Origin of the sequence: Grimontia sp. NTOU-MAR1, from assembly GCF_035758505.1 — a bacterium.
GTDB classification, from domain to species: Bacteria; Pseudomonadota; Gammaproteobacteria; order Enterobacterales; family Vibrionaceae; genus Enterovibrio; species Enterovibrio marinus.
The window spans coordinates 152,876-164,914 of the sequence record NZ_CP142109.1; the positions used below are offsets into that span (position 1 = coordinate 152,876).

Genomic DNA, 12,039 nt, shown 5'->3' on the forward strand with positions numbered 1-12,039 from the left:
GCAAAAAGCCCGACTAAATGGTCGGGCTTTCGTTATTCAATTGGCTGTCGATTATGACACTGCCAGTACCAAGCCTGGTAGCACAACAAACACTGCACCCAAGTAGGCAACAACAGCCAGTTTGGTCTTCGCAGCATAGTCAGCCAGCAGCTCAGCGGCTTTTAATGGCAACTCACGCAGGAATGGAAGACCGAAGATAACCAGAATACCCAGCACGTTGAATGACAGGTGAACCAGTGCAATCTGCAGTGCAAATACCGCGTTACCACCTGTTACAGCAGTTGCTGCCAGCAGTGCGGTGATACAGGTACCGATGTTCGCGCCCAGCGTGAATGGATAAACCTGACGCACGCTCAGTACGTTGGTGCCCACCAGCGGAACGACAAGGCTTGTGGTTGTAGAAGAAGACTGAACCAGAATGGTCACCAGCGTACCAGACGCGATGCTGTGAATTGGACCACGGCCAATTGCGCCGTTCAGCACTTCACGCGCTTTACCTACCATCAGTTTCTTCATCAGTTTGCCCATCACAGTGATAGACACAACAACCAGAAGAATACCGAACAGTACCAGCGCTACACCGCCGAACGAGCCTGGGAAGATTTCGAAGACTGACTTAGCACCGCTCACAACCGGCTTAGTCAAAGGCTTGATGAAGTTCAGGCCTTTCAGGCTAAGGTTATCAGCTTGCATCAGAGGGGATACCAGCCAAGCGGAGATTTTCGCTAGGAAGCCCGTCATCATTTCCAGAGGAAGGAAAATCGCTACCGCAAACAGGTTGAAAAAGTCGTGTACGGTGGCGCACGCAAATGCGCGACGGAATTCATCTTTACACCGAGCGTGACCCAAACTCACCAAGGTATTTGTTACCGTGGTACCGATGTTTGCGCCCATTACCATCGGAATTGCCATAGCAACAGGCAATCCGCCTGCAACCAGGCCAACGATAATCGCGGTGACTGTGCTTGAAGATTGAATGAGAGCGGTACCAACGATACCAATCATCAATCCTGCAACAGGGTTAGAGGCAAACTCGAAAAGCTCTTTTGCCTGCTCACCTACAGCCCATTTGAAGCCACTGCCAATCATAGAGACAGAAACCAACAGAAGGTACAACATACCGATTAGCGTTGCCCACTGAATGGCGCGTTTTGGATTCGCGGACTGAGGTCCTTGTAGCGCATCAGACTGGATGCTCATAACTCACTTCCTGATAGTAATGATTTCAGTTCGAAGTGGATGCTATGAATTAAATATTACAGAAATATGAATTCCATATTTCTAAGGCACTTTTTTACGCTTTTTATGTTCAAAACATGACCGAGCAGAAACTTCCTTCATGGGTAGCAGAAAAATCGTTTATGGCAAGACACGAAGATGTTTCGAACTGTTACTATTTTCTATGCCAATACAATCGTCAGGAGTACCTTTAAAAGCCGTTCTTTTGACTTAAACAAAATATCGTAGAGATTTATTGCCCATCACACCCATTATGCGGGATTTCCTACCGGTCTATTTTGGGTTGATTTGAGACTCCACCAGTGCGGTGAGCTTCGATGAAACTGGCGCCACAGAACTCGGGAATGTGGCCACCACTTCACCCTTTGCATTGATCAGGTACTTGTAAAAGTTCCATCTAGGTTCCACACCCGCCTGCTTGCTAATTTCCGCAAACACAGGATTCGCCCCGCTCCCTTTTACTGCACTTCTCGCCATCATTGGGAAGGTCACGCCGTAATCGAGATAACAAACTTTCGCAGAGCGCTCCTCGTTGCCCCTGTCCTGATTGAAGTCATTGGAAGGAAAACCAATGACACTAAAGCCGTCATCTTTGTATTTCTGATGTAGTGCCTCCAATTGCTCGAATTGTGGCGTATACCCGCATTGGCTTGCCGTATTAACCACCAGCAGGGTTTTGCCTTTAAACGCCTCACAAAGGTTCACCGTTTCAGTAGAGTTGAGCTTGCGCTGAAAGCCATTGAGGATATCCGGGCAAGTCTCTGCTAAAGAAGTGCCCGTGAGACTGAGAAAACCAAGTAACACTTGTATTGATAGTTTCATAAACCCTCCAGCTAATCAGACTAACAACGTCACCAAACTCGCCGCGTTTTATGTGGCGGATAACGGCGGACATGATTGGTTATATCCCGAAAAGCCGCAAACCGATCAATACGACAGGCTTTCGTTTTCACAAGGATAACTATATCCAAGCAACCTGAAGGTACTCGCATTCAGAGGTCAACTTTGCTTCCAACATCACCGTGGAAAACTACGAGATGATGCAAAATGCAGTAAGGCAAAAGTTAGGGATATCTATCGCCCTTAAACAGTCTCTTTCACTAATGGCTGATGTGGCGTCGGTCGTTATCGATGAATTCAAAGAACAACACCCTCTATGCATAGTCACAACAAAACAGCGCTCAGGCTCAGCGTCGATCAGCTGCTTTATGGACAGTGTTACCTCCCCTTTGACTGACAGCATCAGATAAAAAGCCCCTTAATCGGCCAGATTAAGGGGCTTTACTTTAATGGAACATCATCAACCAGGGGGAACAGTTGAATTCGTTACGCCGCACGCGCCACGAAGGCCTTCGTGCGTTCGTTTTGAGGGTGGCCAAAAATCTGGGATGGCGGACCTTGTTCAACAATCACGCCACCCTCCATGAAAATCACCTTGTCAGCAATCTCACGGGCAAACTGCATTTCGTGTGTCACCACAATCATGGTTTGCTTTTGCTTGGCCAGTGCTTTCATCACTGACAACACTTCTTCTACCCATTCAGGGTCGAGTGCTGACGTCGGTTCATCAAACAGGATCACTTCGCCTTTACACGCCATAGCACGGGCAATACCGACACGTTGCTGCTGGCCACCGGAAAGCTGTGCAGGGTATTTTTCCAAATGCGCTTCCATTCCGACGCTGACCAACAATTTACGTGCAGTTCCCAGCGCTTTATCTTTTGGCTCTTTCCACACGGTGATTAGCGATTCCGCTACGTTTTCCAGTGCGGTTTTGTTGGCGAATAAGGCATAGCTCTGGAACACAAAACTGCTTTGTTTACGAAGCTGGTGAATCTCGTTCTTCGATACCTTCCCAGCGTTAACGCGCACATCACCTATTTGGATTTCACCACCACTTGGCGTTTCCAAATAGTTCAGACAACGCAGCAAGGTTGATTTACCCGTGCCAGACGGGCCGATGATCACCACAATCTCACCTTGTTTGACGTCGAGGTCGATTTGCTTCAGTACCTCGACATCACCAAAGCGCTTGCTCAAATTTTTCACTTCAATCATCGTGCATACGCCTTGTTCAATCGGACTTCCATCACCGTTTGAATACGGGTGAAGAAAATCACCACCAGCCAGTAAATCAATGCCACCGCCATGAAAGCTTCAAAGAACTTAAAGCTCGAAGAGGCTTCCATTTGTGCCTTCGCCATGATTTCCGCAACACCCAGCGTGAACGCCAGAGAAGTACTTTTAATCATGTCGATGAAGTAGTTCATCAATGAAGGGGTTGCAACGCGCGCTGCCTGCGGCAGGATAATGCGTTTCATCGCCTGAAGTTCAGTCATGCCGACACTCAGGCTGGCTTCCATTTGATTCTTATCAATCCCCAAAATCGCACCGCGAATACTCTCGGCCATGTAGGCGGAAAAGTGGAGTGACAAACCAATCACCGCAGCAGTGAAAGCATCCATCCCTACGAAAATCGGGAAGACCTGAGGCAATCCGTAATACAGTAGAAAGAGCTGAACCAGCAGCGGTGTGCCGCGGAAGAACGAAATGTACACCGCGACGACAGAGTCGAGCACTTTAACTTTAAATACTCTTACCAGTGCCAACAGCACCGACAGCACCAGAGCAACCGCAAAGCCTATCAGTGACATTTCCAGAGTGATTCCCAGATACTTCACCAGTATCGGGAACAACTCCAGCATGTAGTTAAAATCGAAGCTCTGCATTATTGAGTGATGTCAGAGTCAAACCACTTCTCTGAAATCTCGCTGAGGGTGCCGTCAGCTTTCATTTCAGTCAGTGCCTGATCCACTTTAGCTTTGATGACGAGCTTCTCAGGAGTTTTCAGGAATGGCATCGCATTCTGGATAGTTTCGAACGGTTCACCTGCCAGTTGCAGCGGTAGACCAGATTTTTTGATCAGCTGTGCTGAAGAAACACGATCCATCACAAACGCATCGGTGCGGCCCAAAGCAACGTCTTGTTCGAAACCAGAATCGTAAGTGATGATGTTGATCTCATTAGCCTTGTCATAGTTGCGCAGCAGTTGTTCGAAGTTACTACCGAGGTTAACCGCCACTTTCTTGCCTTTCAGGTCATCAATACCAACGATGTCTTCGCGGCCTTTACGCACAACAACCTGTGCACCGTCAACCACGTAAGGCACAGAGAAAGCGTATTTCGCTTTACGCGTGTCGGTCATGGTGATTTGGTTACTGATGGTATCGATGTGACCCGCTTCCAGCATGCCGAAAAGGCCTGAGAAGTTTGCAGTCACGAATTCAACGTCATAATCCGCACGCTTGCCGATCTCATTCCATACATCGATTTCGAAGCCTTGCAGCTTGTCCATTTTCACGAAGGTGAATGGGAAGTAGCGGCCAGACATACCCACTTTAATTTCTTCTTGGGCAAGCGAAGCGGTAGAAGTGAAGCTTGCTGCAAGTGCGAAGGTAGCAAGCAAAATGTTTGTCATAGAAGGCATGGTTACAACTCCAATGGTTATTTTTCCTTGAACACCTTCCGGAGAGTTCACGTATTATTCGTAAGGTGTTTCGTTTCATCGAGCCAAATGTAACTCATACATTTTTTTGTGATAAATAACGAAATGTTCTATGTAATAATCTGCAAATAAGAGCATTTGTAGATACATCCGCCACACTGGTTACTTTTTGAGCAAACTATACTCCGAGTATTCTTCACATTGTCGAATTTTTAAAAGACGAAAAATATTTCACCCCTCTTGCCCACTCGCCCGTTTATACCGACAAACCAGCAAGAAAAAGGAATCGGTATATGACATTCAATCAAATCACCATCGCTATTTTTGCGGCTCTGACGTTGGTTGTCGGCTGTTCAGAGTCCATCCACGACACCACTAACGCTGAACCTCAGAAACAATCCCCAGCTCTTCAGAAAGAAGTGGTAGAGATGGATCACGCGCGACGTGCTGCGCCAACAACTAAAGTGGCTCATAGCCAGGTTGCTACCGATCATCAATTTGTGGTGATGCCGATGCATGAGGTCGATCCCTACGTACAACCTGAAAACCGCGATAACTACCTGGATACCCCAAGTAATACCACTCAATTAGTGACAATGTCACCTTTATCGACATTTTCCATTGATGTCGACACAGGCAGTTACGCCAATGTGCGTAGTTATCTGAAGATGGGAAACAAGCCGCCAGCAGACGCGATTCGCGAGGAAGCCTTTATCAACTACTTTGATTACACCTACCCCACACCTATCAAAAAAGCACGGCCTTTCTCTGTCAGCACTGAACTCGCCCCTGCGCCATGGAATGCAGAGCACAAGCTGATGCGCATTGCACTCAAGGGTTACGATATTCCTGCCAGCGAACGCAAAGCGTCGAATCTGGTATTTCTGGTTGATGTATCAGGCTCCATGAATGAGCCCAATAAACTGCCGCTGCTGATACAAAGCCTTTCTCTGCTCGCGAAGAACCTTGGTGAGAAAGACAAGGTTAGTCTGGTGACCTATGCGGGGAACGCTTCTGTCGTGCTCGAACCCACCAGCGGAGACAATCAGCAAGCGATCGTCGATGCACTCAAAGGCCTGCAAGCAGGCGGCGGCACCTATGGTGAAAGTGGGATCAAACTGGCGTACCAGCAAGCTAAAAAAGGCTTTATCAAAGACGGCGTAAACCGAGTCATTCTGGCAACAGACGGTGATTTCAACGTTGGTGTAACCAGCTTGGATGCGCTGAAAGATCTGGTGGAAGATGAGCGCGAGAACGGCATTTCACTCACCACATTGGGCTTTGGACGTGGCAACTACAACGATGCCATGATGGAGCAACTCGCCAACATCGGCGATGGTAACCATGCTTATATTGATACGCTTCATGAAGCACAGAAAGTCCTTTTACGCCAGATGAGCGGCACGCTGCAAAGTATCGCGGAAGATGTGAAAATTCAGGTCGAGTTCAACCCGGACACCGTTAAGGAATACCGCCTGATTGGCTATCAAAACCGTAAGCTGCGTGATGAAGATTTCAACAACGATAAAGTCGACGCGGGTGAAATAGGCGTAGGACACACAGTCACTGCCCTTTATGAACTGACACTGGTTGGCGATCAAGGACGCATTGACAATCTGCGTTATCAGCAAAAACAGGTAGATAAATCCACGCACAGTGACGAACTCGCTCAAGTCAAAGTCCGATATAAACTGCCGGGCAATGATAAAAGCCAGCTCACCACTCAGGTGATTAATGGCAGTAAAGGCAAGCCAACATTCGCTCAGGCCAGTGAGGATTTCCAGTTTGCCACTGCGGTTGCCGCCTTTGCGCAGAAGCTCAAAGACAACCACTATGTGAATGGTTTAGCCTACAGTCAAATTGCTGATATCGCGCGTGAAAACCGGGGTAATGACCCATACAACTACCGCGGCGAATTTATCAGTCTGGTGGAGATTGCACAGAACCTTTAGGGGCATTCGTTAACAGGCATCCATGGATACACAAACCGACGAAACATTGATGGTGAACTTCAGCAAAGGCGATCAGCGCGCCTTTGCTGAGCTCTATCAGCGCTATAAAAATCCGCTGTATCGCTACTTCGTCCATCAATTGGGTACAGCGCAGCATGCCCGTGCCGAAGAGTTATATCAGGATGTTTGGTACCGCGTGATTGATAAGCGCGAAAGCTATGCGCCGACCGCCAAGTTCACCACCTGGCTGTATCACATTGCCCACAATTTGGTGATTGATGAACACCGCAAGATGATGTCATCCAGCGCTTATACCCAATCTCTGAAAGATGAGCAGGCCGAAACACCGGATTGGGATGGCGACAAACAAACCGCCATTAAAGCCTGCATGGCACTCCTCGCCCCTTTGCAGAGGGAAGCGTTTTTACTTCGCCATGAAGCAGGCTTTGAGTCAGCGCAGATTTGCGAGATCGTTGGTGCGAAAGCCGAGGCTGTAAAAACCCGCCTTCGCTATGCCATGGATCAGCTTCGCCAATGCCTGACCAAAAAACTCGGAGACAGACAATGACAGCGCCAATCAAAGACGAAGACATCGTCGCGCTGTACAAGGAAAGTGCGACAGAAACACCAAGCAAAGCCCTAGATAATTGCATCCTTGCCTATGCAGGCAGCCAGCACAAAAAACACATACCTTGGCGGACCTATGCTGGTGCCGCCGCAACAGTCGCTTTTGTCGCCTTGCTGGCACCTTGGAAGTGGGTCGATGACACTCTAGAAACACCTCAAGGTATCGAGCCTATTCGCGAAACTGTTATCAAACCAAAGAGCTCCCCTATACGCATCAGCCCTGAAACCTTGTCTGACGATGAAACCAATGCGTTGCAATCAATGGATGCGTTGCCAACAAAAACAGAGGAACAGCGTTTCTTCCGCAACGCGCCTTCGACCACCGGGTCCCTACCGCAAATAGAGTCGGAAGAAGCCGCAGTCGCAGAGTTCACAGATGTAGAAAGGCTACTAGATGCAGATCAGGAGCAACAAGCCCGTGAGTTTTTGGAGCAGATGCTCGCGGACAATCCTGAGTTGGTTGAGAGACTGCCCGAAAGGTTGAAAACTTTGCTCAATAAATCAGGCGAATAGGTAATATCACGAGGTAAAAGAGCTTTTGGACAAAAAAGCTGGCGATGCTGTTAACAAACAACCACTCCGGATAAGCGATATTTACGCAAAGTGACACACTCGCTTGTCACTTTGTTGTTTTAGCGCATTGTTGGCTAAGCCCACAAAAAGAAACCGAGCCATTGGGATAGATATGTACGCGCCCGATTCACGGATTTCACCTCTCGGTCTGGTGCAACACCGTGTCTGGGCGCGTCCATTGTGACTACTGGTATGGGCTAGTAGATGTACACCGCGCCGGCATCATCTGCATTGTCATTGTCTCCGTCACCGTTAATGCTGGTAGCATCGGATCCTTCCCCACGAGCCCCCACCGCGAGGGCGTTGCCATCCCCTGACACTGATAACGAGAAGCCAAAATAGTCATATGTGCCGGTATTCGAGGCCTTGATGTAGGCCTGCTGCGACCATTCGTCATTTTCATTTTCAAGGCGATATACATATACCGCGCCGGAATTAATTAGGCTAGTACCGCTCCCGTCAGTGTTAAACCCCTGGGAACCGGAATCTTCAAAATAAGCCGCCACCGCGAGGGTGTTGCCATCCTCTGACACTGATACCGAGTGGCCAAAATTGTCTTCTGACTCGGCATTCGAGGCCTTGATGTAGGCCTGCTGCGACCATTTGTCATTCTCAAAGCGGTATACATATGCCGCGCCGGCAGATTCTGCATCATTATTGCTCTCACCACCGTCAATGGTCTGAGAATTGGAATCTTCGTATGGCACCCCCACCGCGAGGGTGTTGCCATCCCCTGACACTGATAACGATTTGCCAAATTCGTCATTTACATCCGCATTCGAGGCCTTGATGATGGCCTGCTGCGTCCAATTGCTACCGTCAGAGCGGTATACATACACCGCGCCGGAATCATTTACCCCGGTAGCGTTAGTGAGATCGGCATTGGAATCTTCTTCTTTAGCCCCCACCGCGAGGGTGTTGCCATCCCCTGACACTGATAACGCGTAGCCAAAAAAGTCTCTGTACCCGGCATTCGAGGCCTTGATGTAGTCCTGCTGCGTCCATTTGTCATTCTCAAAGCGGTACACATACGCAGCGCCAACACTATCTGAATCATTATTGCTCTCGTCAGTATTAATGGATTTTTCAAAGGGAGCCCCTACCGCGAGGGTGTTGCCATCCCCTGACACCGATACCGCGAGGCCAAAACTGTCACCTGGATCCGCATTCGAGGCCTTGATGATGGCCTGCTGCGTCCAACTGCTACCGTCAAACCGGTATACATATGCCGCGCCGGAATAACTTGCTTCATTATTATTCCCGTCACCGTTAATGGTGGTAGCTTTGGAAGATTCCCCATAAGCCCCCACCACGAGGGTGTTGCCATCCCCTGACACTGATACCGAGTGGCCAAATCTGTCTCCTGCATCCGCATTCAAGGCCTTGATGTAGGCCTGCTGCGTCCAACTGCCATTGGCAAAGCGGTACACATACACCGCGCCGGCAGAACTTGCACTATTATTGCTCTCGCCACTGTTAATTGCCTGGGAATTGGAATCTTCCTGATAAGCCCCCACCGCGACGGTGTTGCCATCCGATGACATTGATAACGAGTAGGCAAAATAGTCATCTTCCTCGCTATTCGAGGCCTTGATGTAGGTTATCAATGTTGTCAGGTCTGGTGATGTTAAGGATTCGTCACCAGACTTTGTTTTGTCCGTGCTGTTTTCGGCTAGCACAAAAAATTCAGCCAAATGATTTTTCAGTGGGCCCAAACTCAGAGTAAGCGATGTTGTGTCGATCGTTTCGCCCAGCTTTTCACAGTCATCATCGAGTGCATCATTTTTTCTGCACAAGGTATATGCCGTCGCATGCTCGGCGCTATCCCAGGTAAAGGTGACAGGATGATAGCCATTTGAGAGCGCACCCACCTCTAGCGATAAATTCGTTGCACCAGGTGCGGGAGAGAGGGCTTGCTTACCAGACGCTGTTTTGCCCGTACCGTTAGAGGCCAATACAAAATAATTAGCCAGTTCGTCCAAATTTAGATTGGCAGTAAGCGAGGTATTGTTAGCTTCGGTTTGTTGTAGAAATTGACAGTCATCGTCTTCTGATCCGTCTTCTCTGCACAAGGTATAGTGCGTCGCATACTCGGCGCTATCCCAGCTAAAGGTGACAGGGTAAAAACGAGAACTATCGTTGAACGCACCCACCAGTGGCGTCGCTAAAACCGGCATCTCTGGTTTGGGAATAGATACGGCTATCTCAGTAGACGCCGTTGAGCCCGAACTGTTTTTGGCCAATACAAAATAGTCAGCCGGCGTGTCCAAACTCAGAGGCAGAGTCAGCGATGTAAGGGCCGTCGTTTCGCCCACCATTGCACAGTTATCGTCTTGTGATGCATCTTTTCTACACAGGAAATAGCCCGCCGCATTCGTGGCGCTACTCCAACTGAAGGTGACAGGATAAGCATCACCTGTGAGCGCCCCCACCGTCGGTTGTGCTAAAACCGGTGCGCCCGGTAAAGGGAGACTATTCGTGTTCCCCGGTACGGAGGCTGTCGTATTTGCGTCATCCCCCCCACAAGCGGTGAGTCCGAGCGAGAATACCGGCACCACCCATATCGCTTTCTTAGAGAAATACATCCTATGTCCTCGATAAATTACGTCTAATGGTTGTGAAGCGTGTTAAGCCCATCAGCACACCCACAAATCGGGCACGCGTAAAATTTCGTATCGAAAAATAAGCTAGAAGAGATTGAGGGGAATTCAACGATGAGAATATTGATTCACAAATAAGACTGAGACACTGTGGAAATCAGATTAATTGTTAAAGCAGACAGTTACTGAGAGAAATCTGGTGAAATACAGAAAGAAAGTTTCACAGTTGAGACACACCACTCCTTTAAAGAATGCGGCGCACTTCAACATAATTGGTTTTGTTTTGTTTTGTTTTGTTTTGTTTTGTTTTTCTTTTTTCCGCGCCATGACGGACTCAGTGAAACTGGCTGGCTGTTTGGCAGAAGCCATTGAAAACAGGTAATGCCCAATATTTCTTGAGGCATCCCTATTTACACCTTCGAAAACGTTCTCGCACTCCACGTCGCTTCTACTGGTTGCTTTCCGCAACAGAGCGCCATGATGATGCCGAAGCATGCGCCTTGGGTGATCATTGCCGTGCCACCGTAGCTGATAAATGGCAGTGGACTTCCCATTACGGGTAGCAGACCACTGACCATACCCAAGTTGATAAAGGCATAGAGGAAGAAGCTCATCGCCAGTGCGCCGCTGACTAGGCGGGAAAACGGTGAGGCGGTGTTGACTGCCAGCCATAAAGCACGGCCTGAGATAAAAAGATACAGCGCAATCATGACCGCACTTCCCAGAAAGCCCCACTCTTCGGCAAAGGTTGAGAAGATAAAGTCGGTGTGGCTTTCAGGGATAAACCCCAACTGCCCTTGTGTGGCATGCATAAAGCCTTTACCGCGCACTCCTCCAGATCCAATGGCAATTAAAGATTGGATGATCTGATATCCCGCGCCGAGTGGGTCTGATTCGGGGTTCAAAAACTGGGTGACGCGAAGTTTCTGGTAGTCGGCCATAAAGAAGAACCACATGACTGGCAATGTCGCGGCAACCGCCGCTAACACTGAGCCAATGATCTTCCAGCTCATACCCGCAAGGTACAACACGAACAGTGCGTACATCACGGTAAAAATCGCGCCGTCCAAGTCTGGCTGAATCACAATCAGCCCTGCCGGTAATGCTGTGACTAATGCGCAAAGTCCAATCTTTTGCAGACCCGGTCTGCCGGGGTCTCGCACTATCAGCCAGGCGATAATCATAGGCACCGCCACTTTCACAATTTCTGAAGGCTGAAAGCGAATTGGGCCAAGCGCCAGCCAGCGTTTAGCGCCGTTCACCGTGTCTCCCACCACAATCACGCCAAGCAGAAGCACAACAGCTAAACCAAAAAGGTGCGGTGTGAGTGCCCGGTAGGTTTTGGCAGGGATCAAGGAGAAAAACAGTAAGGCCAGAAGCGCAATCATGGCACGGGCGACGTGCCTCTCAAGAGTCGGAACACTGTAGCCGCTCGCGCTCCATACGCTCATTGAGCCAAGAGTGATCAGCGAGACAATCGCGATCAGCAACGGAATATCCAGTCGTGGGCGCAGTATATTCATGGGTTAAAACGTCTTCGTTA

General features: G+C 49.0%; 10 protein-coding genes. 3 read left to right on the forward strand and 7 right to left on the reverse strand.

Annotated features, from left to right (window positions below; all coding sequences use genetic code 11):
* Positions 1 to 51: 51 nt before the first annotated feature.
* The 5 genes from VP504_RS18670 to VP504_RS18690 all read right to left on the reverse strand — a co-directional run bounded on the left by VP504_RS18670 (position 52) and on the right by VP504_RS18690 (position 4,726).
* On the reverse strand, positions 52 to 1,200 hold the full coding sequence (locus tag VP504_RS18670) for a Na/Pi symporter (RefSeq protein ID WP_062707662.1): 1,149 nt from the start codon (positions 1,198 to 1,200) through the stop codon (positions 52 to 54).
* Between the two features lie 312 nt (positions 1,201 to 1,512).
* On the reverse strand, positions 1,513 to 2,061 hold the full coding sequence (locus VP504_RS18675; protein ID WP_325894930.1) for a glutathione peroxidase: 549 nt from the start codon (positions 2,059 to 2,061) through the stop codon (positions 1,513 to 1,515).
* Positions 2,062 to 2,565: 504 nt separating this feature from the next.
* Positions 2,566 to 3,297, reverse strand: a complete 732-nt coding sequence (locus VP504_RS18680; RefSeq protein WP_325894931.1) for an amino acid ABC transporter ATP-binding protein — start codon at positions 3,295 to 3,297, stop codon at positions 2,566 to 2,568.
* Positions 3,294 to 3,968 (reverse strand): amino acid ABC transporter permease, encoded by a 675-nt coding sequence (locus VP504_RS18685; RefSeq protein WP_046303657.1) that lies wholly within the window; start codon positions 3,966 to 3,968, stop codon positions 3,294 to 3,296. The genes VP504_RS18680 and VP504_RS18685 overlap by 4 nt, the downstream gene beginning before the upstream one ends.
* Positions 3,968 to 4,726 carry an amino acid ABC transporter substrate-binding protein gene (locus VP504_RS18690; RefSeq protein WP_325894932.1) on the reverse strand — a complete coding sequence of 253 codons (759 nt, stop codon included), beginning with the start codon at positions 4,724 to 4,726 and terminating at the stop codon, positions 3,968 to 3,970. Before VP504_RS18690 ends, VP504_RS18685 begins: the two co-directional genes overlap by 1 nt.
* Before the next feature lie 311 nt (positions 4,727 to 5,037).
* On the opposite strand from VP504_RS18690, the gene VP504_RS18695 reads away from it, so the two are divergent.
* The 3 genes from VP504_RS18695 to VP504_RS18705 are packed head-to-tail and all read left to right on the forward strand — an operon-like array spanning position 5,038 to position 7,836.
* Positions 5,038 to 6,696: a vWA domain-containing protein gene (locus VP504_RS18695; protein ID WP_325894933.1), complete on the forward strand. Its 1,659-nt coding sequence runs from the start codon at positions 5,038 to 5,040 to the stop codon at positions 6,694 to 6,696.
* 22 nt (positions 6,697 to 6,718) lie between these two features.
* Positions 6,719 to 7,264, forward strand: a complete 546-nt coding sequence (locus tag VP504_RS18700; protein WP_325894934.1) for a sigma-70 family RNA polymerase sigma factor — start codon at positions 6,719 to 6,721, stop codon at positions 7,262 to 7,264.
* Positions 7,261 to 7,836, forward strand: a complete 576-nt coding sequence (locus VP504_RS18705) for a hypothetical protein (RefSeq protein ID WP_325894935.1) — start codon at positions 7,261 to 7,263, stop codon at positions 7,834 to 7,836. Before VP504_RS18700 ends, VP504_RS18705 begins: the two co-directional genes overlap by 4 nt.
* Positions 7,837 to 8,093: 257 nt before the next feature.
* Here the strand turns inward: VP504_RS18705 and VP504_RS18710 are convergent, their stop codons facing one another.
* Both VP504_RS18710 and rodA read right to left on the reverse strand, forming a co-directional pair.
* Complete coding sequence (locus VP504_RS18710) at positions 8,094 to 10,481, reverse strand: FG-GAP repeat protein (protein ID WP_325894936.1); 2,388 nt, start codon at positions 10,479 to 10,481, stop codon at positions 8,094 to 8,096.
* A 425-nt stretch (positions 10,482 to 10,906) separates the two neighbouring features.
* Positions 10,907 to 12,019, reverse strand: coding sequence for a rod shape-determining protein RodA (rodA, locus tag VP504_RS18715; RefSeq protein ID WP_325894937.1), 1,113 nt, complete (start codon positions 12,017 to 12,019; stop codon positions 10,907 to 10,909).
* Between the last annotated feature and the right edge of the window lie 20 nt (positions 12,020 to 12,039).

Coding starts and splice junctions, on each gene's coding strand:
- VP504_RS18675 (WP_325894930.1), bottom strand. CDS start 2,061: ATGAAACTATCAATACAAGTGTTACTTGGTTTTCTCAGTCTCACGGGC.
- rodA (WP_325894937.1), bottom strand. CDS start 12,019: ATGAATATACTGCGCCCACGACTGGATATTCCGTTGCTGATCGCGATT.
- VP504_RS18680 (WP_325894931.1), bottom strand. CDS start 3,297: ATGATTGAAGTGAAAAATTTGAGCAAGCGCTTTGGTGATGTCGAGGTA.
- VP504_RS18670 (WP_062707662.1), bottom strand. CDS start 1,200: ATGAGCATCCAGTCTGATGCGCTACAAGGACCTCAGTCCGCGAATCCA.
- VP504_RS18690 (WP_325894932.1), bottom strand. CDS start 4,726: ATGCCTTCTATGACAAACATTTTGCTTGCTACCTTCGCACTTGCAGCA.
- VP504_RS18710 (WP_325894936.1), bottom strand. CDS start 10,481: ATGTATTTCTCTAAGAAAGCGATATGGGTGGTGCCGGTATTCTCGCTC.
- VP504_RS18695 (WP_325894933.1), top strand. CDS start 5,038: ATGACATTCAATCAAATCACCATCGCTATTTTTGCGGCTCTGACGTTG.
- VP504_RS18705 (WP_325894935.1), top strand. CDS start 7,261: ATGACAGCGCCAATCAAAGACGAAGACATCGTCGCGCTGTACAAGGAA.
- VP504_RS18700 (WP_325894934.1), top strand. CDS start 6,719: ATGGATACACAAACCGACGAAACATTGATGGTGAACTTCAGCAAAGGC.
- VP504_RS18685 (WP_046303657.1), bottom strand. CDS start 3,968: ATGCAGAGCTTCGATTTTAACTACATGCTGGAGTTGTTCCCGATACTG.